Source organism: Corynebacterium sp. HMSC036D02 (genome assembly GCF_001836165.1).
In the GTDB taxonomy this organism is placed as follows: Bacteria; Actinomycetota; Actinomycetes; order Mycobacteriales; family Mycobacteriaceae; genus Corynebacterium.
In genome coordinates this window covers 36,397-56,159 of record NZ_KV827706.1, presented here as the reverse complement: position 1 = coordinate 56,159, position 19,763 = coordinate 36,397, and the positions used below count along the sequence as shown (strand labels likewise).

Sequence of the window (19,763 nt, the reverse complement as noted above, 5' to 3'; positions counted from 1 at the left end):
CAGTTCCTTTTCTTATGCCGCCTCAGCGGTGTCGACGAAGTTGTCGGCATCGCGGGTGTCGCGCAGAGAGTTGAACGGAGCGGTGGTAACTGCGTAGGGCTCTTCACCGATGTGCTCGAGAGCCTCGGCGTTGGTTGCCTGCGGGTTCTCCTCACGGAACTTGAGGTACTCGTTGAAGTCTGCGCGGTCAACGACGCGAATCTCAAAGTTCATCATGGCGTGGTAAGTACCGCACATCTCAGCACAGCGACCAACGAAGGCGCCCTTTTCCTCAATCTTCTCTACCTGGAAGCGACGCTCCTGAGAGTTGTTCTCCGGGTGTGCGTAGGCATCGCGCTTAAACAGGAACTCCGGAACCCAGAAGGAGTGGGAAACATCGCCGGAGGCGAGGCGGAACTCAATCGGGGTGTCTACCGGCAGAACCAGGACCGGAACCTCTTCGGTGGTACCGACGGTCTCAATCTTGTTGAAGTTGAGGTAAGAGATGTCACCCATGGACTTACCGTGGATCGGGTTCGGGTTCTCAGTGCCCTCCGGATCCATGGAAGATTCCTCAGCGAGCTTTTGGCGCTCAGCATCGGCACCATCGTAGTTCTCGCCATCAACCTTGTTCTCGGCGTAGCCGAACTTCCAATTCCACTGGAAAGCCGTGACGTCGACGGTAACTTCAGGGTTCTTATCCAACGCCGTCACCTTCTGCTGTGCCTGAACCGTGAAGAAGAACAGACCCATGATGATGAGAATCGGAATGATGGTCAGAGCCATCTCCAGCGGCACGTTGTACTGCAGCTGCTTCGGGAACTCGCCCTTGCCAGCCTTCTCAGCCTTCTTCGCACTCCAGCGGAAGATAGCGGTGAGGAACAGACCCCACATAATGAAACCGATAATCCATGCAGCAACCCAGACCCAGATCCAGAAGTTGTACATCGAGGTCGCCTCAGGGGTCACACCCTTCGGCCAACCCATGCCAAGGAGGTTCTCAACGGCCGTCGGTGCTGCGACGTCACAACCTGCCAGAGCTAGACCGCCCAGAGCGATGACGCCCGCTAGGCCCGCCTTACGGCCGAGGTTGCGTTGCTTACGCTGTCCCACGTGTGTTCTGCCTTTCTGTGCACACAAACTTCTCGAATACTCACAGAGCATTCCTACCCAATCAGGATAGAGGATCCTGCCTGAATTTCAGACCTTTTCGCTGGACTGATTAGACGCTGGCCCCGCTCTATAAATAGTGAACGTACGGGATGTTACCGGCCCACCTGCACAAGGTCACACCGACTACCCCACCCTCCCCCTACCCGCTATGACCCAATTCACAGAGCGTACAGCTGTGCATCATCCGAAAGTTCGCACCCTAACGGGGAGCGCGGCGCGGGGTTCGCAGATCCTCCGGATCCGGCCGTAAAGTGTGTCAAAGATGAAGCTTGATATATAAGGAGAAGCAAGTTTATGTGCGGACTCTGCGCGCTACTGAGCGCCGATCGCAATGCCACCCAGCACCTGGAGGCCCTCGAGCAATCCCTCCAGTGCATGCGCCACCGCGGCCCCGACGCTGCCGGCACCTGGCATGACGAGGATGCAGCCTTCGGCTTTAACCGTCTATCCATTATTGATTTAGAGCACTCGAACCAGCCGCTTCGCTGGGGCCCCGAGGACAACCCCGAGCGCTATGCCCTCACCTTCAATGGCGAGATTTATAACTACGTGGAGCTGCGCGAAGAGCTCAGCGCAGCTGGCTACACCTTCAATACTGAAGGCGATGGCGAGCCCATCGTCGTCGGCTACCACCATTGGGGCAAGGACGTTGTCGAGCACCTGCGCGGCATGTTCGGCTTCGTCATCTGGGATACCGAAACTCGGACGATGTTTGCCGCGCGCGACCAGTTCGGCATCAAGCCCCTCTACTACGCCACCACCGACGCCGGCGCCGTTTTTGCCTCTGAAATGAAGTGCATCCTCTCGATGGCCGATTCGCTGGGTCTAGACCTCAGCCTTGATAGGCGCGCCATCGAGCACTACGTGGACTTGCAGTACGTGCCTGAGCCGGAGTCCCTCCACGCCAATATTCGCCGCGTCGAGTCTGGCTGCACCGTTACACTTCGCCCTGGCGAAAAAGTTGTATCTGAGCGCTACTTCAAGCCCCGCTTCCCCATTCAGCCAGTGAAGCAAGGCGAGGAGCAGAAGCCCTTCGATAAGATTGCCCGGGCGTTGGAGGATAGCGTCGAGAAGCACATGCGTGCCGATGTGACCGTCGGCTCCTTTCTCTCGGGCGGCATCGACTCCACCGCCATCGCAGCCTTGGCCAAGCGGCACAACCCGGACCTCCTCACCTTCACCACTGGCTTCGAGCGCGAAGGCTACTCCGAGGTAGACGTAGCCGCCGAGTCCGCCGCAGCCATCGGTGTAGAGCACATCGTCAAGATCGTCTCCCCCGAGGAATACGCCGAGGCTGTACCGAAGATCATGTGGTACCTGGACAACCCCGTCGCGGATCCCTCCCTCGTTCCGCTGTACTTCGTGGCCCAGGAAGCCCGTAAGCACGTCAAGGTAGTGCTCTCCGGTGAAGGTGCGGACGAGCTCTTTGGCGGCTACACCATTTATAAGGAGCCACTCTCGCTAGCCCCGTTCGAGAAGATCCCCTCCCCGCTGCGCCGTGGCTTGGGCAAGCTCTCGCAGGTCCTCCCCGAAGGTATGAAGGGCAAGTCCCTGCTCAACCGCGGCTCCATGACCATGGAGGAGCGCTATTACGGCAACGCTCGTTCCTTCAACTTCGAGCAGCTCCAGCGGGTGCTCCCGTGGGCTAAGCCGGAGTGGGACCACCGCGAGGTCACCGCGCCGATTTATACGCAGTCCCAGGACTTTGACCCGGTAGCCCGCATGCAGCACCTCGACCTGTTTACGTGGATGCGCGGCGATATTCTGGTCAAGGCCGACAAGATGAACATGGCCAACTCCCTAGAGCTGCGCGTTCCTTTCCTTGACAAGGAAGTGTTCAAGGTCGCGGAAACTATCCCCTATGACCTCAAGATTTCGCACGGCACCACCAAGTACGCGCTGCGCAAAGCCATGGAGCAGATTGTCCCGCCGCACGTACTGCACCGCAAGAAACTGGGCTTCCCGGTTCCCATGCGCCACTGGTTGGCCGGCGATGAGCTTTACGGTTGGGCCCAGGATCAGATCACGGAGTCCCAGACCGAGGACATCTTCAACAAGAAGGAAGTTCTGGAGATGCTCAAGGAGCACCGTGACGGAATCTCCGATCACTCCCGCCGCCTGTGGACGGTGCTGTCCTTCATGATTTGGCATGGCATCTTCGTGGAGGAGCGCATCGACCCGAAGATTGAGCAGCGCGACTACCCCGTGAAGCTCTAATAAGGATAAAGAATAAAAAAGCGAAGCCCTCGCCACACGGCGAGGGCTTCGGTATATCGTCTATGTGACTTTAATTGAAGGAGTCACCACAAGCGCAGGATCCGCCAGCATTGGGGTTATCAATGGTAAAGCCCTGGGCCTCAATAGTGTCGGAGAAGTCGATCTTGGCACCGGTGAGGTACGGGATGGACATCTTGTCCACAACGAGATTGACTCCACCAATGGTGTCTACCTTGTCACCATCCAGGGTGCGGTCATCGAAGTAGAGCTGGTAGCGCAGACCCGCGCAGCCGCCCGGCTGAACGGCGATGCGCAGTGACAGATCATCTCGGCCTTCCTGATCAAGCAGGGACTTTGCCTTAGCCGCAGCGGCCTCGGTCAGGATAACTCCGGTTGCAGACGCGGGAGCGGTCATGATTTCTCCTCATTATGTTTACGGAATTTTTTCTGGAGCCCACCCTACCCCCTCATACAAGAGGAAGAAAGGATGCCTCACAGTTCACTAGTGGTTCACTGGCGCCCTGTTCCCTCACCACAACGCCATCTCCCGCGGGCCTATTCCCGTTATGTCCGCGCGACCTTGTACGCTAAACAGCGTGAAACTTCCGTGGCAAAAAGATGACAAGACTTCTTCCCCCGCCGAGCACACCCCGGCGCCGGAAGAGCAACCCGCCGCCGAGAAACCGCACCGCAAGGGCTACACGCCGCCGAAGGGCCGCCCCACACCCAAGCGCGATGCGCAAGAAATCGCCCGCGGTGTTAAGCGAGATCCCCGAGGAATGTCGGAGGCGCAGCGCTACCAGCACCGCAAGGAACTCAAAGCTTCCATGTCTAAGGCAGAGTGGAAGGAATACAAGCGCAAGGAGCGCCAAGAGTCCCGCGAGCGCAACAAGGTGGCACAGGAACGCATGGCCGCGGGCGACGAGCGCTACCTCCTCGCCCGCGATAAGGGCGATGTCCGCCGCTACGTGCGCGATTGGGTAGATTCCCACCGCTTCATTAACGAGTGGGTCATGCCCTTTGCCATCGTGCTGCTGGTGCTCATGTTCGTCAGCACCCGGGACCCGCGTCTGTCCCAGATCATCTCGATCGGCGCGATGGCGGTCATCGTGGTCTTCGCTGTCGAGGGCTTCTGGCTCGCGCGCAAGTGCAACAACGCCGTGCGCCTGAAGTTCCCCGGCACCACCGAGGCCGGTTTTGGTCTAGGGTTCTACGCGTACTCCCGCGCCTCCCAGCCACGCAAGTGGCGCACGCCGCGTCCGCAGGTGGAGCGCGGGGCCACCGTCTAGGCCGGAGGACACATGCCTGAATTCACCGCCGTTCCCCAGCTGCGCCCTTCAACCGCAGCACAACCAAACCGCATGGCAGAGATTGCTGCATGGCTGGCGGCAGCGCAGGATTCTTCGCAGGCCACAGCGCTTGAGCGGCCCCGGGCCGTCGTCTTTGAAAGCGCCCGCCCCAGCGCTGAACGCACTGTTGACGGCGTGGGTATCACGCGGCACTCCCCCGCTGATGAGGAACAGTGGCGCGATAATCTCCTCAGCGCTGCACAGCGGGCGGGGGCGGGCATCGACTTCGTCGAGTGCACCAGCAGCGGCTCCGAAAACTCTGAGCCGTGCGGCAGCACTACCGCCATGTCCCCTGCGGAGTGCGACTCCTTCGTAAGCCTAGGCATGACCACGGCAGATCGGGAGATCGATTCCGGCGCCGACCTGCTCATCGCGTCCGCTTGTGACATCGGCACGGAGACCGTTGCCACCAGTGTTATGGGCCGGATCACCCACACCGAACCTGTAGCGATCGTGGGGACGAATACGCTCGCCAGCGGTATCACGGATGCGCAGTGGAAGGCCCGCGTGAGCGTTGTGCGTGACTCCATGTTCCGCGCCCGCAACCTAGAGGGCTGGGAGGTCGTGCAGACCATCGGTTCCCCGGCTCTCGCAGCGTTAGTGGGTTTCATCGCGCAGGCCACGGCGCGGCGTACGCCGGTGCTTATCGACGGCCCCGTGGCCGCCACCGCTGCCGTCTTGGCCGAGCGCACCGCGCCCGGCGTGAAGGGCTGGCTGCGCGCTGGCAGTACGACCCCCGATCCGGCTTATGCCCTCGCACTCAAGGAGCTGGGCCTTAGCCCACTGCTTGATTTAAACCTGAGTGAAGGTTTCCCTCTCGGCGCGCTCGCGGCCTTGCCGCTGGTGCAGCTGGCCGCCGAGCTCGCCTAGACAGCTTACTTATTTCGCTTCAACCAGCGTGTGTAGCCAGCCGTGGGTATCCTCCACGGACCCACGCTGGATGCCGGTGAGGCGCTCGCGCAGAGCCATCGTCGTGGCACCGGCCTCATCGTTGTTGATGTGGAAGTCGGTCTCGTTGCCCATGACGTGACCCACCGGGGTAATAACGGCCGCGGTACCGCAGGCGAAGGCCTCCACCATCGCGCCGGAGGCAACGTCCTGCTCCCACTCCTTATAGGTGATGCGGCGTTCTTCCACCTTCAGACCCATGTCCTCAGCAACCTGCAGAAGCGAGGCGCGGGTAATGCCCGGCAGCAGAGAACCCGACAGCGCTGGGGTCACCAGGGTTTGGTTGCCCTCTTCGCCATAGACGAAGGCCAGGTTCATGCCTCCCATTTCCTCGATGTAAGTGCGGTCGATGGCGTCCAGCCACACCACCTGGTCGCAGCCCTTTTCCGCTGCCTGCGCCTGGGCGAGAAGGGAGGCTGCATAGTTACCGGCAAACTTGGCCGCGCCCGTGCCGCCGGGAGCAGCGCGGACGTAGTCGGTGGACAGCCAGACGGACACCGGCTTGATGCCGCCGGTGAAGTACGCGCCTGCCGGGGAGGCGATAACAACATAGCGATAGGAGTGCGCCGGGTGCACGCCCAGGGAGACATCAGTAGCGATCATGAAGGGGCGGAAGTACAGAGCTGCCTCGCCGCCGGCTTCGGGGACCCAGGCCTGGTCGACGTCGACAAGCTGGCGCAGGGATTCGATGAACTCCTCTTCTGGCAGCTGCGGCATTGCCATGCGCTCAGCAGAAGCCTGCAGACGCTGCGCGTTCTGCTCTGGGCGGAAGGTGGCGATGCTGCCGTCGGGCTGGCGGTAGGCCTTGATGCCCTCGAAGATGGCCTGGCCGTAGTGGAAGACAGTGGAGGCCGGATCCATGCTGAACGGCGCGTAGGGGCGCACCTGCGCGTCGTGCCAACCCTTGTCCTCGGTCCAGTCAATCGTCACCATGTGGTCGGTGAAGTACTTACCAAAGCCCGGATTCGCCAGAATCTCCTGCAGGCGTTCCGGGGAGGTGGGATTTTCAGTTCGCGTCACGGTGTAATTCAACATGCATCACAGCGTACTCCCCAGGCACCTATAGAAGTGCAGAAATGCCCCAACGAACTAACTCATGGAGAAGTTGTGAAGCAATCAACCTATGGATGAATAGTCCTTGCGCGTTCCACGTCATGGACACGGGTAGGGTGTGAGGAGTATCCCATTATCATTTTTCTCAAGGAGGACATCGTGGCTTCTTCCACGTTCGAACTGCCCGCACGCGGCTCTTTCCCCACCGTTGAGCTGACCAAGAAGGCCCCCAAGCAGGCAGACGCCCTGCTCATTGCTACCTTTGCTGGTGAGGAGGGGCTCGAGGTTCCGGGCACCTCTCTGCTTGGTTCTTCCGCGCTGCGCTCTACGTACGAGGCTCTCGCTGCGGTGGGCGCGACGGGTAAGGCCGGGGAGATCGTGAAGGTTCCCGCCCCACAGAAGGCAGGTGCTGCGCAGGTCATCGCGTTGGGCTTGGGTGACGTTGAAGCGCTCGACGATGAAGCTTTGCGCCGCGCCGCTGGCAGCGCCGCTCGCGCCACCGCGGGCGTGGGCACCATCGTGACCACCCTGGCGGACTTCGGCGTTACGGCCGCCGTTGAGGGCCTCATCCTCGGCGGCTATGCCTACCGCGGTATCCGCTCCACCGAGCTCACGGAGAAGGAGCAACCGTCCACCTTCATCGTGGTGGCTGATAAGTCTGTTTCCGAAGAATTCGAGGCTGCCCGCATCGTGGCTGAGTCTGTCTTGATCGCCCGCGACCTGGTGAACACCCCGGCGAACGAGCTTTACCCGGAGTCCTACGCCGCGTTCCTTTCCGGTGAGGCGAAGGAAGCTGGATTGGACGTCGAGGTTCTCGATGAAAAGCAGCTTAAGAAGCAGGGCTTCGGCGGCATCCTTGCCGTGGGCAAGGGCTCTGCTCGCCCGCCGCGCTTGGTGCGCCTGAGCTGGAAGCCCAAGAAGGCCAAGAAGCACGTGGCTCTCGTGGGTAAGGGCATTACCTTCGATACCGGCGGTATTTCCTTGAAGCCGGGCAATGGCATGTGGGACATGATTTCGGATATGGGCGGCTCCGCTGCCATGGCGGCCACCATCATCGCTGCAGCCAAGCTGAAGCTGCCGGTTCGGATCACCGCTACCCTGCCGCTGGCTGAGAACATGCCGGGCTCTGGTGCCACCCGCCCGGGCGATGTCATTACCCACTACGGTGGCCTGACCTCCGAGGTGCTCAACACCGACGCTGAGGGCCGCCTCGTACTGTCGGATGCCATCGCCCGCGCCAGCGAGGACAAGCCGGATTACCTCATCGAAACCGCTACGCTTACCGGCGCACAGATTGTGGCACTGGGTTCGCGTACCTCCGGCATCATGGGCTCCGAGGTCTTCCGCGATCGCCTCGCCGAAATCGGCCGCGAGGTCGGCGAGAACGCCTGGGCCATGCCGCTGCTGGAAGAGCACGACGAGGAGATCAAGTCCCAGGCCGCGGATATCCGCAACATCAACGCTAAGCGCGAGGGCGGCATGGAGTTCGCTGGTACCTACCTCAAGCAGTTCGTGGGCGAGGGCATCGAGTGGGCCCACATCGATATCGCCGGCCCCTCCTGGAATGGTTCCGCCCCGCGCGGCTACACCCCGAAGCGCGCCACCGGTGTGCCGGTGCGCACCGTGGTGGCAGCGCTGCGCGAGATTTCCGAAGCCTAAATCAGAGCGTCTTCAAGTCGCCCCCTCGTGTGAGCGGCTTTAGGCCGCTCACACCTCTTCGCCGGCGATAACGTAGTCCTCCTTGTCAGCCAGCGGGAGGACGGTGCCGTCGGACATAGCGCGGTCGGTGACGACCCCGTGGTCGTCGACAAGCGCCACCTCGTTGCCACCCTCTCGCAGCCGGCGCAGGCCTTCCTTGAGCATGCGCCGGCCCACTTTGTGCAACCCAGAGACCTGGGAGAAGTCCAGGGCCAGGCGCTTGCCGGAGAACTGGCGCTCCTCCAGCTCGTGGAGGATGGCTTCTGTTGCGGTGAAGTTGATGTGACCCTGCAGGCGGATGATCGCCGTGTCATCGTCTTCGTCAACGCTGCGCACGGGGTGCACACCGAAGCGGTTCTCCGTGGACATCAGGTGCAGGCCCATATCGGAGGACAGCTCGCGGAAGATTGCGGTGCCGCGCACGCTATTTCCCTGCTCATCGAGGCGCGGCGAGAACGTCGCCACACCGATCTGGCCCGGCAGCGTGCCGATGAGACCGCCGGATACACCCGACTTAGCGGGGATTCCCACTTCAGTCATCCAGCGCCCAGCGCCGTCATACATGCCACAGGAACTCATTACCGCCAAGGTCATGCGGCACACATCGGCGTCCAGAATCTTCTCCCCCGTCACCGGCTGGCGCCCACCATTGGCCAAGGTGGCGGTCATGACGGCGAGGTCGCGCACGTCGACCGACAGCGCGCACTGCGAGGTATAGGACAGCACTGCGTCGTGGGCATCGTCCTGAATGATGCCATAGGAGCGCAGCATGTGGGCGAGGGAGAGGTTACGCTCGGCGTGCTCCAGTTCGGAGTCACACAGGCGCTTGTCGACGTCCACCTCGCGCCCCGCCAGCTTGGAGATGAAGGAACGAATCTTTTCCACGCGATCTTCCACGGTGGAATCCACGCCGTTGATGAGCTGGTTGACCACAATGGCACCAGCGTTGATCATCGGATTCACTGGGCGGTGGTCTTTGGCCAGCGAAAGCTCGTTGAAAGCCTGCCCGGAGGGCTCGAGGCCGACGACGTCACGCACCGCGTCAAGCCCCAGCTCACTCAGCGCGAGAGCATACACAAATGGTTTTGAGATGGACTGGATGGTGAAGCGGCTTTCCGCGTCACCGGCGCTATAAAGGTGGCCCGTTACTGAGCACAGCGCAACCCCCAACTGATTTGGGTTCGCACTGGCCAGTTCCGGGATGTAGTCCGCTACTTCACCGGAATCGTGATCGTGTACGCCATCAAGAATCTTCTGTAGATAAAAAGGAATCGGTGTTTTCATCGCTTCCCAGGGTATAGAATTGCCGCGTATGACACCTGCACTCATCATTGTCGATGTCCAACATGATTTTTGCCCCGGCGGAGCCCTCGGCACTGAACGTGGTAACGAGGTTGCTGAGCGCATCGGTGCGCTACAGACGTCCTATGACACGGTCGTAGCGACACAGGATTGGCATATCGACCCGGGCACACATTTCTCTGCGAATCCCGACTTCGTTGATACCTGGCCCACGCACTGCGTGGCTGATTCTTTCGGCGCCGCCATGCACGAGGCCATCGCGCCCGCCCAGGCCTACTTCAAGAAGGGCGAATACACCGCCGCCTACTCGGGCTTCGAGGGCGCGGCCGATGGAGTTTCCTTAGCGGACTGGTTGCGGGAGCACAACGTCACCGCCGTGGACATCGTTGGCATTGCCACCGATCACTGCGTGCGCGCGACGGCTGCCGACGCCCTGAAGGAAGGCTTCACCGTGCGGGTTCTGGCAGACTATTGCGCGCCCGTCGACGAGTCCCGCGGCGCCGCCGCCCTGGAGGAACTGGCCAAGGCAGGCGCCACCATCGTTAGCGAATAAGCAACAGGGGTTGTGGCTGTTTAGCTATCGCCCTGTTGGTTTTGCTGCTGGCGCTGCTCAAAACGTTCGCGGCGCTCGCGCTGTTCCTCCCGCTTGCGCAGAATGCGCTCTCGCTCGATGCGCTCGCGCATGCGCTGCGGGTAACCGGTCTCTTCGACGTCATAGACATCGCAGCCTAGAAGCTTCGCCACCGCGTCAATCCCCTTAGGCCCGCCGATGCGGCGGCGGATGAAGGCGCCGCTTTCATCAACCACGACGACCGACATCTCGTTGACCACGGTCTCCGGCTCCACAAATGCCTCAATATAGGCCCGCCCCTGAGCCCAGGCTTGAAGCTCCTGCGCATCTTCAGCGCGAATGGTCTCCCCCGGTGCGCGGGGTGGGCGCAGTTGGGACTTAGAGCTATTGCGGCGGAAGGGGTTGAACATGGCTCTTTAGCCTACCGGAGGCCACCTTCAGCCACTTCACGCGGAGGATGCCCCAATTAACCCCACCCATGCGCGCCTTTTATAAACACGCTGTAGAATCAATCACTAGCGTTTCAAAAATTCCAACTTTCGAGGAGTCTTAATACTTATGGCACACTCTGTTGTGATGCCCGAACTGGGCGAATCTGTAACCGAAGGCACGATTACCCAGTGGCTGAAGTCCGTCGGTGACACCGTTGAGGTCGACGAACCTTTGCTCGAGGTCTCCACCGACAAGGTCGACACCGAAATCCCCTCCCCGGTCGCCGGCACCATCCTCGAAATCAAGGCTGAGGAAGATGACACCGTAGACGTGGGCGAGGTCATCGCGATCATCGGTGATGAGGGCGAGTCCGCACCAGCTGCCGAGGAGTCGGAGGACTCTTCTGAGAAGGCTGCCGAGACCCCGGACAAGCCTGCTGAGGACGCCGAGTCTGCGGCTCCCGCTGCTTCTGGTGACGCCACCGACGTGGAGATGCCGGAGCTTGGTGAGTCCGTCACCGAAGGCACCATCACCCAGTGGCTGAAGTCCGTCGGCGACACCGTTGAGGTCGACGAACCACTCCTCGAGGTCTCCACCGACAAGGTCGACACCGAAATCCCGTCCCCGGTCGCCGGCACCCTCGTTGAAATCCTCGCCGAGGAAGATGACACCGTCGACGTCGGCGCCGTCATCGCCCGCGTAGGCGACGGCTCCGCCGCAGCCTCCGAGAAGCCTGCCGCCAAGGAAGAAAAGAAGGAAGAGCCCAAGGCCGAGGAGAAGAAGGAAGAGCCGAAGGCAGAGGACAAGCCGGCCGCTTCTGGTGATGCCACCGACGTGGAGATGCCGGAGCTTGGTGAGTCCGTCACCGAAGGCACCATCACCCAGTGGCTGAAGTCCGTCGGCGACACCGTTGAGGTCGACGAACCACTCCTCGAGGTCTCCACCGACAAGGTCGACACCGAAATCCCGTCCCCGGTCGCCGGCACCCTCGTTGAAATCCTCGCCGAAGAAGACGACACCGTTGACGTCGGCGCCGTCATCGCCCGCATTGGCGACGGCTCCGCCGCAGCCTCCGAGAAGCCTGCCGCCAAGGAAGAAAAGGCAGAGCCGAAGGCAGAAGAAAAGAAGGAAGAGCCGAAGGCAGAGGAGAAGAAGCCTGCTGCTTCCCAGTCCTCCGAGCCGAAGGCATCCGAGACTTCCACCAAGGTCAATAACGGCGATAACGTTCCGTACGTCACCCCGCTGGTGCGCAAGCTGGCTGAGAAGCACGGCGTGGACCTCTCCACTGTCTCTGGCACTGGCGTAGGCGGCCGCATCCGCAAGCAGGACGTCTTGGCCGCTGCTGGCGAGGGTGAAGCTCCGGCTTCCTCCGCTAGTGCATCCTCCAGCAACCCGCGTGCTCGCTGGTCCACCAAGTCCGTGGATCCGGAGAAGCAGGAGCTCATCGGCACCACCCAAAAGGTCAACCGTATCCGCGAGATCACGGCGTCCAAGATGGTTGAGGCCCTCCAGATCTCCGCTCAGCTGACCCACGTCCAGGAAGTCGATATGACCGCCATCTGGGATATGCGCAAGCAGTCCAAGCAGGCGTTCATTGATAAGTACGAGGCCAACCTCTCCTTCCTGCCGTTCATCGTGAAGGCAACTGTTGAGGCTCTGGTCTCCCACCCGAACGTCAACGCGTCCTACAACCCGGAGACCAAGGAGATGACCTACCACGCTGATGTCAACGTGGCCATCGCCGTGGATACTCCGCGTGGTCTGCTGACCCCGGTCATCCACAAGGCACAGGAGCTGACGCTGCCGGAGATTGCCCAGAAGATCGCCGAGCTGGCTGACAAGGCACGCAACAACAAGCTCAAGCCGAACGATCTGACCGGCGCAACCTTCACCGTGACCAACATCGGCTCCGAGGGCGCCCTGCTGGATACCCCGATTCTGGTTCCGCCGCAGGCTGGCATCCTGGGCACCGCCGCTATCACCAAGCGCGCGGTTGTCGTCACCGAGGATGGCCAGGACGCCATCGCCATCCGCCAGATGTGCTACCTGCCGTTCACCTACGACCACCAGGTGGTCGACGGTGCCGACGCTGGTCGCTTCGTCACGACCATCAAGGACCGCCTCGAAACCGCAGATTTCGAAGCCGACCTTGACCTCTAAGGCTTAACAAGACTCCAAGTCTTAAGAGGCCTGCTCCCCCGCCACTGTGGCGGGGGAGCTTCGTCGTTTTCCACCCGGCTTTCCTCCACCCCGCAAACACAGCTCGGTGACATCGCTCAGTGGCGCCGCAACTGCCCTATCTACCAAAACTATTGCACGGTTTTCAGAGATCTGCGCCAACTTTGGCAGGTAGGCGCGTTTTCTTTAAACGTCTTGCCACCAAGACCTGACCACTGTGATTCAGCACACTAGACTGTGCCGCATGATTTCTCAGAAGTGGTTCCGCGTCGCACTCGGCATGTTCCTCGTCGCCTGCGGCGCTAATCTCTTCGCACCGATGGTCGTGGTCTACCAAGTCACCACCGAGCTGGGAGTTCTGCAGACGACCTTCCTCTTCGGCATTTATGCCCTCGGCATCATGGTGGCTCTCTTCATCGGCGGCCCACTTTCCGATTCGCTGGGCCGCCGCGCCATCATGCGCCCGGCCGTCCTCATCACCACCACTGGTTCCTTGGTCTTCCTTGGCGGTGCAGGCGGCGCCTTTCTCCCCTTGTTGATCGGCCGCTTGTGTGCTGGCGCCGCCGTGGGTTTCGCTATGTCTTCCGGCGCTGCGTGGATCAAGGAGCTCAGCACCCACCTCAGCGTTGGTGCGAAGCGTTCTTCCATTGCTTTGTCAGCTGGCTTCGCGTCAGCACCTGGCGTTGCCGGTATCGCCGCAGAGTTCCTCCCCTGGCCCACCGTCCTTCCTTATCTCTTGCACATCGGCCTAGCGCTCGTCGTGGTCCCCCTCGTGTGGACCGTGCCAGAACAGAGATCTGCCCAAACGGCTTCATCGCGCCGTTCTTTAATCCCCACCAGCCTGCTTAGCCCCCGCTACCTACCGGTCGTGGCCTATGCACCGTGGGTCTTCGGCTCCGCCACCACCGCCTTCGTCTTCCTGCCCGCGCAGCTCAGCGAGCACTTGCGCCACCCCATTCTCATCGCTGGCCTGTGTGCCCTACTCACCATGGGCAGCGGCGTGGTAATCCAACAGCTTGCGGGCCGCATTCGCGTCACGGCATTCCACGGCATGGTGCTAGCCGCTATAGGCATGGCCCTGTGCCTCGTCATCCTCGCCGCGGCGGAATATAACTGGGCAGTTTTCCTTCTGCCTCTCGCGGCCATCATCATGGGCAGCTCCTATGGAATTGGCATGCTCAGCGGTCTCGCGGAAACCCAAGCCATCGCGCACCCGGCGGAGCTTGGGGCAGCAACGGGGGTGTTTTATTCGCTGACCTATCTGGGCTTCTTTGCCCCCTTCATTCTCTCGCTTTTGGGCCCTGTCACAGGCTATTCCACCGCCTTCATCATTGGACTCGCTGTCGCGGCGCTGACTGCCGTGGCGCTGCGCCTCCGCTTTAAGGGGTAACCGGGGTTAATGTCATGGCATACGCCTTATACTTGTGGGCAGTTTAGGTCACACAAACTATCGCCACGAAGGAGATTCACCATATGGATTTCATCTCTCGTCACCTCGGCCCCGATGCAGCTGAGCGTGAGACGATGCTCAAGGCAGTGGGCTATGACAGCATAGACGCGCTGGTCGATGCCGCCCTGCCGACCTCCATCCGCGCTACCGAAGCGCTGAACCTCCCGGAGGCTTTGAGCGAAGATGATGCGCAGGCGAAGCTGCGCGAGTACGCCTCCCAGAACGTCGTGCTGAAGTCCTTCTATGGCCAGGGTTACTCCGATACCCTCACCCCGGCGGTCATTCGCCGCGGGCTGCTGGAGGATGCCGGCTGGTACACCGCCTACACGCCCTACCAGCCGGAGATCTCGCAGGGCCGCCTCGAGGCACTGCTGAACTTCCAGACCATGATTGAGTCCCTCACCGGACTGCCCATCGCGAACGCCTCGCTTCTCGACGAAGCCTCCGCCACCGCCGAAGCCGTGGGTCTGATGGCCCGCGCGGTGAAGAAGGGCCGCCGCGTGCTGTTGGATTCGCGCCTGCACCCGCAGGCTCTCGCCGTGGCCGCCGAGCGCGCCCGCGCCATCGAGCTGGAGGTCGAGATTGCTGATGTCCGCGATGGCATCGTCGGCGAAGACCTCGTCGGTGCAGTTCTGGCCTACACGGGAACCGAGGGCGATATCGTCGACCCGCGCGCTGCCATCGAGGAGCTGCACACCCGCGGCGCCCTAGCTGCCGTCGTGGCTGACCCGCTGTCGCTGCTCCTTCTGGAGGCTCCGGGTTCGATGGGCGCAGACGTCGTCCTCGGCTCCTCGCAGCGCTTCGGTGTCCCGCTCTTCTTTGGTGGCCCGCACGCGGCCTTCATGTCCGTCACGGATAAGCTCAAGCGCCAGCTTCCGGGCCGCATCGTGGGTGTGTCGAAGGACGCCGCCGGCCGCCCCGCCTACCGTCTGGCCCTGCAGACCCGCGAGCAGCATATCCGCCGCGAGCGCGCGACCTCCAACATCTGTACCGCGCAGGCTCTCTTGGCCAACGTGGCCTCCATGTATGCCGTCTACCACGGCCCGCAGGGACTGCAGGAGATTGCGCAGCGCGTGCACGACCGCGCGTCTGCTTTCGCTGCAGCAGTCACCGACGCGGGCAAGGAGATTATCTCCCGCGACTTCTTCGACACCGTGACCGTCACCGGCGTGGATGCCGCTGCCATCAAGGCTCAGCTGCAGGAGCAGGACTATCTGGTGCGCGCCATCGGCACGGACAAGGTCTCGGTCTCCTTCGGCGAGTCCGCCACCAACGAGGATGTCAACACCCTGGCCGCTGCCTTCGGCGCCGCAGACTCCGCTGATTCCGAGCCAGCCGCGTCTGGCTCCTTCGAGATTCCGTCCTCCGTGCAGCGCTCCGAGGCTCCGCTGCAGCACGAGATCTTCAACTCCATCCACTCCGAGACCCAGATGCTGCGCTACCTGCGCACCCTGGCGGATAAGGACTTGGCCCTCGACCGCACGATGATCCCGCTGGGCTCGTGCACGATGAAACTCAACCCCACCTCCGCCATGGAGCCCATCTCCTGGCCGGAGTTCGCGGGCATCCACCCGTATGCCCCGGAAGAGACCACCGCTGGTTGGCGCGCGCTGATCGACGAGCTCGAGTCCTGGCTCGCGGAAATCACCGGCTACGCCCAGGTTTCCATCCAGCCCAACGCCGGCTCCCAGGGTGAGCTGGCCGGCCTGCTGGCCATCCGCCGCTACCACGTTGCCAATGGCGATCACGGCCGCGATGTCATCCTCATTCCGGCCTCCGCGCACGGCACCAACGCGGCCTCGGCGACCCTGGCCAACCTGCGCGTCGTCGTGGTCAAGACCGCTGACGACGGCTCCATTGACGTCGCCGACCTCGACGCCAAGCTCAAGCAGCACGGCGAGCACGTCGCCGGCATCATGATTACCTACCCCTCCACCCACGGTGTCTTCGACCCCGAGGTGCGCGAGGTCTGCGACAAGGTCCACGCAGCCGGCGGCCAGGTCTACATCGACGGCGCGAACATGAACGCGCTGGCCGGTTGGGCCCGCCCGGGCGTCTTTGGTGGCGATGTTTCCCACCTCAACCTGCACAAGACCTTCACCATCCCGCACGGCGGAGGTGGCCCGGGTGTGGGCCCGGTGGGCGTCGCCAAGCACTTGGTGCCCTTCCTGCCGACGGATGCCAACGACCCCCAGCTGGACCCCGCGCAGCCGGCCGTGGAGGGAACCGGCGTGCCGTCCACCGCATCGCGCTACGGCTCAGCCGGCGTGCTGCCAATCTCCTGGTCCTACCTGGCCATGGTGGGCGCGCAAGGGCTCACGGAAGCCACGAGCCACGCCATCCTCGGCGCGAACTACCTGGCGCAGAACCTCAAGGATTCCTTCCCGGTTCTGTACACGGGCAATGCCGGCCTGGTGGCGCACGAATGCATCTTTGACCTGCGCGCGCTGACCGACGCCTCCGGCGTCACCGCCGCCGATGTGGCCAAGCGCCTTGTGGACTACGGCTTCCACGCGCCGACCCTGTCCTTCCCAGTGGCCGGCACCCTCATGGTGGAGCCCACCGAGTCCGAGGACCTGGGTGAGCTGGACCGCTTCATCGAGGCTATGCGCTCCATCCGCGCCGAAATCCAGGAGATTATCGACGGCCAGGTGGCCTACGAGGACTCCGTCATCCACCATGCACCGTTCAACGCCGAGTCCGTCGCCGCCGACGAGTGGAACTTTGCCTTTAGCCGCCAGCAGGCCGCCTACCCGGTGACCTCCCTGCGCGCTAATAAGTATTTCCCGCCGGTACGCCGCATCGACGAGGCCTACGGTGACCGCAACCTGGTGTGCACCTGCCCGCCGCCAGAGGCCTTTGACTACTCCGACGAGAACCAGGAGGTTTAATCAATGACTGACTACCTGCACTCCCCGCTGCACGCTGAGCACGAGAAACTCGGCGCTACCTTCACGCCCTTTGGGCCGTGGGAAATGCCGCTGAAGTATGACAACGAGCTTGAGGAGCACCGCGCGGTGCGTAATGCCGCGGGCCTCTTCGACCTGTCCCACATGGGTGAAATCTGGGTCAACGGCCCAGACGCCGCCGAGTTCCTCTCCTACTGCTTCATTTCCAACCTGGTGCCTCTCAAGGAGGGCAAGGCGAAGTACTCCATGATCTGTGCTGAGGATGGCGGCATCATGGATGACCTCATCACCTACCGCCTGGAAGAAACCAAGTTCCTGGTCGTGCCCAATGCCGGCAACGCCGACACCGTGTGGGAGGCCCTCAACGAGCGCGCTGAGGGCTTCGACGTGGACCTGAAGAATGAGTCCCGCGATGTAGCCATGATTGCCGTCCAGGGCCCGAAGGCGCTGGAGATCCTCGTCCCGCTGGTGGAGGACACCAAGCAGCAGGCCGTGATGGACCTGCCCTACTACGCTGCAATGACCGGCAAGGTGGCCCGCAAGTACGCGTTTATCTGCCGCACCGGCTACACCGGCGAGGACGGATTCGAGCTCATCGTCTACAACTCCGATGCCCCGGAGCTGTGGGAAGAGCTGCTCAAGGCCGGCGAGGAATACGGTATTAAGCCCTGCGGCTTGGCAGCGCGCGACTCCCTGCGCTTGGAGGCGGGCATGCCGCTCTACGGCAACGAGCTCACCCGCGATATCACCCCGGTAGAAGCCGGGATGTCCCGCGCCTTTGCCAAGAAGGAGCAGGACTTCGTGGGCTCTGAGGTGCTGCGCCAGCGCGCTGAGGAAGGCCCGCAGGCCGTTATCACCGGATTGGTCTCTTCCCAGCGCCGCGCGGCCCGTGCGGGCTCCGAGGTCTACGTGGGTGAGAACAAGGTAGGCACGGTGACCTCCGGCCAGCCCTCCCCTACCCTGGGACACCCAGTAGCGCTCGCGCTCATCGATACCGCAGCTGGCCTCGAGCCGGGTGCGGCCGTCGAGGTGGATATCCGCGGCAAGCGCTACCCCTTCGAGGTTTCCGCGCTGCCCTTCTACAAGCGCGATAAGTAAACTCCACTACTGAAGTCAACTACCGAAAGGACACTCCTTCTCATGGCTAATCTTCCTTCCGATTTTTCCTACTCCGAGGACCACGAGTGGATCAACGCCACCGCTGACTCCGTCGTTGGTTCTACCGTCCGCATCGGCATCACCTCCGTGGCCACTGACCGCTTGGGTGAAGTCGTCTTCGCCGAGCTGCCGGCCGAGGGCGATACCGTCGAGCACGGCGAGACCTGTGGTGAGGTCGAGTCCACCAAGTCCGTGTCTGATCTCTACTCCCCGGTCACCGGAACCGTGACCGCCGTCAACGAGGCCGTGCACGATGACTACGCCATCATCAACAACGACCCCTTCGGTGAGGGCTGGCTCTTCGAGGTCGAGGTCTCTGAGGTCGGCGAGCTGATGACCGCCGACGAATACGCCTCCGCCAACGGCGTTGACTAAAACAACGCTTGAGCAGCGCACACTCAGCCCCTTTCGGGCTGATTTATCGCGGGGTTTAGGATTGGGTTCATGACTGCTCCCCGCGAACCTTTCTTTCCCGCCGACCGCTCCATCCGCGCTTCTGACGAGCCACTGGAGATCCGCCGCTTGGGCCGCATGGGTTACCAAGAAGCATGGGATCTGCAGGCCGAGCTCGCCGCGGCGCGGGCGGCGGGCACGCAGGGGGATGTCATCCTCGTAGTGGAGCACCCCAACGTCTACACCGCCGGCAAGCGCACCCAGCCGGAAGATATGCCCGATAATGGCCTGCCGGTCATTGACGTTGACCGCGGCGGGCGCATCACCTGGCACGGTGAGGGCCAGCTGGTGGTCTACCCCATTATCAAGCTGGCGGAGCCGGTCGACGTCGTTGACTACGTCCGCCGCCTCGAGGAAGCCATCATCCAGGCCGTCCGTGAACTCGGCGTGAGCACCGCCGGGCGCATCGATGGCCGCTCTGGCGTGTGGGTCCCCTCCACCACCCGCGCCGCCGATCCGGCCGCTCCGAAGCGCGACCGCAAACTAGGCGCCCTGGGCATCCGCATTACCCGCGGCGTGACCATGCACGGCCTCGCCCTCAATTGCACCAATACCCTGGAATACTACGAGCACATCGTCGCCTGCGGCATCGACGATGCCGACGTGTCAACCCTCTCGCTAGAGCTTGGCCGCGAGGTCACCATTCAGGAAGCGGAAGCGCCGCTTCTCGACGCCCTCCTCAAAGCCCTTTCCGGCGAACTTACCGTGGCCGACCACACCTTTGCTTCGGCGCCTGATCCCATCAAGGTGGCCAACGAGAAGGCGCGCCAAGCCCGCAAAGCAGCTGAAGGAAAATAGAAGATACCCTCGGTGGAATAAACCCGGCTCTCGCAGGACTTGTATTAGGAAGAGCTAACTCTAACGCGTAAAGTGAGGTTCCGTGACTGTTAAGC

At 62.2% G+C, this 19,763-nt stretch carries 16 protein-coding genes; 11 read left to right on the top strand and 5 right to left on the bottom strand.

The annotated features are described in order from the left end of the window. Positions 1-12: 12 nt before the first annotated feature. Positions 13-1,092 (bottom strand): aa3-type cytochrome oxidase subunit II, encoded by a 1,080-nt coding sequence (locus HMPREF2743_RS11045; RefSeq protein WP_070526638.1) that lies wholly within the window; start codon positions 1,090-1,092, stop codon positions 13-15. A gap of 354 nt (positions 1,093-1,446) precedes the next feature. On the opposite strand from HMPREF2743_RS11045, the gene asnB reads away from it, so the two are divergent. Beyond that, entirely contained in the window at positions 1,447-3,369 is a 1,923-nt protein-coding gene (asnB, locus tag HMPREF2743_RS11040; protein WP_070818813.1) for an asparagine synthase (glutamine-hydrolyzing), read from the top strand. Positions 3,370-3,439: 70 nt separating this feature from the next. Here asnB and HMPREF2743_RS11035 read toward each other — a convergent pair whose 3' ends face one another. Further along, complete coding sequence (locus HMPREF2743_RS11035; RefSeq protein ID WP_070526632.1) at positions 3,440-3,784, bottom strand: HesB/IscA family protein; 345 nt, start codon at positions 3,782-3,784, stop codon at positions 3,440-3,442. 181 nt (positions 3,785-3,965) lie between these two features. Here HMPREF2743_RS11035 and HMPREF2743_RS11030 point away from each other — a divergent pair, with 181 nt between their 5' ends. Both HMPREF2743_RS11030 and HMPREF2743_RS11025 read left to right on the top strand, forming a co-directional pair. Next, positions 3,966-4,658 (top strand): DUF3043 domain-containing protein, encoded by a 693-nt coding sequence (locus HMPREF2743_RS11030; protein WP_070818812.1) that lies wholly within the window; start codon positions 3,966-3,968, stop codon positions 4,656-4,658. A gap of 12 nt (positions 4,659-4,670) precedes the next feature. After that, positions 4,671-5,588, top strand: a complete 918-nt coding sequence (locus HMPREF2743_RS11025; RefSeq protein WP_070818811.1) for a nicotinate-nucleotide--dimethylbenzimidazole phosphoribosyltransferase — start codon at positions 4,671-4,673, stop codon at positions 5,586-5,588. A 9-nt stretch (positions 5,589-5,597) separates the two neighbouring features. On the opposite strand, the gene HMPREF2743_RS11020 is transcribed toward HMPREF2743_RS11025, so the two are convergent. After that, on the bottom strand, positions 5,598-6,701 hold the full coding sequence (locus HMPREF2743_RS11020) for a branched-chain amino acid aminotransferase (protein ID WP_070526626.1): 1,104 nt from the start codon (positions 6,699-6,701) through the stop codon (positions 5,598-5,600). Positions 6,702-6,878: 177 nt separating this feature from the next. Between HMPREF2743_RS11020 and HMPREF2743_RS11015 the strand changes: the two genes are divergently transcribed. Beyond that, on the top strand, positions 6,879-8,378 hold the full coding sequence (locus HMPREF2743_RS11015) for a leucyl aminopeptidase (RefSeq protein ID WP_070818810.1): 1,500 nt from the start codon (positions 6,879-6,881) through the stop codon (positions 8,376-8,378). Positions 8,379-8,426: 48 nt separating this feature from the next. On the opposite strand, the gene HMPREF2743_RS11010 is transcribed toward HMPREF2743_RS11015, so the two are convergent. Then, positions 8,427-9,701: a glutaminase gene (locus HMPREF2743_RS11010; protein ID WP_070818809.1), complete on the bottom strand. Its 1,275-nt coding sequence runs from the start codon at positions 9,699-9,701 to the stop codon at positions 8,427-8,429. A 28-nt stretch (positions 9,702-9,729) separates the two neighbouring features. Here HMPREF2743_RS11010 and HMPREF2743_RS11005 point away from each other — a divergent pair, with 28 nt between their 5' ends. Further along, complete coding sequence (locus HMPREF2743_RS11005) at positions 9,730-10,272, top strand: isochorismatase family protein (protein WP_070818808.1); 543 nt, start codon at positions 9,730-9,732, stop codon at positions 10,270-10,272. A gap of 20 nt (positions 10,273-10,292) precedes the next feature. Here HMPREF2743_RS11005 and HMPREF2743_RS11000 read toward each other — a convergent pair whose 3' ends face one another. Then, entirely contained in the window at positions 10,293-10,700 is a 408-nt protein-coding gene (locus tag HMPREF2743_RS11000) for an oxidoreductase (RefSeq protein ID WP_070818807.1), read from the bottom strand. Positions 10,701-10,848: 148 nt separating this feature from the next. Here HMPREF2743_RS11000 and sucB point away from each other — a divergent pair, with 148 nt between their 5' ends. The 6 genes from sucB to lipB all read left to right on the top strand — a co-directional run bounded on the left by sucB (position 10,849) and on the right by lipB (position 19,668). After that, the gene (gene sucB / locus HMPREF2743_RS10995; protein ID WP_083321638.1) at positions 10,849-12,882 is read left to right on the top strand and encodes a 2-oxoglutarate dehydrogenase, E2 component, dihydrolipoamide succinyltransferase; all 2,034 of its coding nucleotides are present in this window, start codon (positions 10,849-10,851) and stop codon (positions 12,880-12,882) included. A 262-nt stretch (positions 12,883-13,144) separates the two neighbouring features. Beyond that, positions 13,145-14,290, top strand: a complete 1,146-nt coding sequence (locus HMPREF2743_RS10990; RefSeq protein WP_070526606.1) for an MFS transporter — start codon at positions 13,145-13,147, stop codon at positions 14,288-14,290. Positions 14,291-14,373: 83 nt separating this feature from the next. After that, complete coding sequence (gene gcvP / locus HMPREF2743_RS10985) at positions 14,374-17,241, top strand: aminomethyl-transferring glycine dehydrogenase (RefSeq protein ID WP_070526603.1); 2,868 nt, start codon at positions 14,374-14,376, stop codon at positions 17,239-17,241. 3 nt (positions 17,242-17,244) lie between these two features. Then, entirely contained in the window at positions 17,245-18,357 is a 1,113-nt protein-coding gene (gene gcvT, locus HMPREF2743_RS10980; RefSeq protein ID WP_070526600.1) for a glycine cleavage system aminomethyltransferase GcvT, read from the top strand. Between the two features lie 42 nt (positions 18,358-18,399). Next, on the top strand, positions 18,400-18,792 hold the full coding sequence (gene gcvH, locus HMPREF2743_RS10975) for a glycine cleavage system protein GcvH (RefSeq protein WP_070526596.1): 393 nt from the start codon (positions 18,400-18,402) through the stop codon (positions 18,790-18,792). 69 nt (positions 18,793-18,861) lie between these two features. Further along, positions 18,862-19,668, top strand: coding sequence for a lipoyl(octanoyl) transferase LipB (gene lipB / locus HMPREF2743_RS10970; RefSeq protein ID WP_070526593.1), 807 nt, complete (start codon positions 18,862-18,864; stop codon positions 19,666-19,668). Positions 19,669-19,763 lie beyond the last annotated feature (95 nt).

What these genes read in the sequence shown, in the direction of transcription:
- gcvH (WP_070526596.1), top strand. Translation starts at nt 18,400, where the DNA reads ATGGCTAATCTTCCTTCCGATTTTTCCTACTCCGAGGACCACGAGTGG.
- gcvP (WP_070526603.1), top strand. Translation starts at nt 14,374, where the DNA reads ATGGATTTCATCTCTCGTCACCTCGGCCCCGATGCAGCTGAGCGTGAG.
- HMPREF2743_RS11000 (WP_070818807.1), bottom strand. Translation starts at nt 10,700, where the DNA reads ATGTTCAACCCCTTCCGCCGCAATAGCTCTAAGTCCCAACTGCGCCCA.
- HMPREF2743_RS10990 (WP_070526606.1), top strand. Translation starts at nt 13,145, where the DNA reads ATGATTTCTCAGAAGTGGTTCCGCGTCGCACTCGGCATGTTCCTCGTC.
- lipB (WP_070526593.1), top strand. Translation starts at nt 18,862, where the DNA reads ATGACTGCTCCCCGCGAACCTTTCTTTCCCGCCGACCGCTCCATCCGC.
- HMPREF2743_RS11035 (WP_070526632.1), bottom strand. Translation starts at nt 3,784, where the DNA reads ATGACCGCTCCCGCGTCTGCAACCGGAGTTATCCTGACCGAGGCCGCT.
- HMPREF2743_RS11010 (WP_070818809.1), bottom strand. Translation starts at nt 9,701, where the DNA reads ATGAAAACACCGATTCCTTTTTATCTACAGAAGATTCTTGATGGCGTA.
- gcvT (WP_070526600.1), top strand. Translation starts at nt 17,245, where the DNA reads ATGACTGACTACCTGCACTCCCCGCTGCACGCTGAGCACGAGAAACTC.
- HMPREF2743_RS11005 (WP_070818808.1), top strand. Translation starts at nt 9,730, where the DNA reads ATGACACCTGCACTCATCATTGTCGATGTCCAACATGATTTTTGCCCC.
- HMPREF2743_RS11025 (WP_070818811.1), top strand. Translation starts at nt 4,671, where the DNA reads ATGCCTGAATTCACCGCCGTTCCCCAGCTGCGCCCTTCAACCGCAGCA.
- HMPREF2743_RS11020 (WP_070526626.1), bottom strand. Translation starts at nt 6,701, where the DNA reads ATGTTGAATTACACCGTGACGCGAACTGAAAATCCCACCTCCCCGGAA.
- sucB (WP_083321638.1), top strand. Translation starts at nt 10,849, where the DNA reads ATGGCACACTCTGTTGTGATGCCCGAACTGGGCGAATCTGTAACCGAA.
- asnB (WP_070818813.1), top strand. Translation starts at nt 1,447, where the DNA reads ATGTGCGGACTCTGCGCGCTACTGAGCGCCGATCGCAATGCCACCCAG.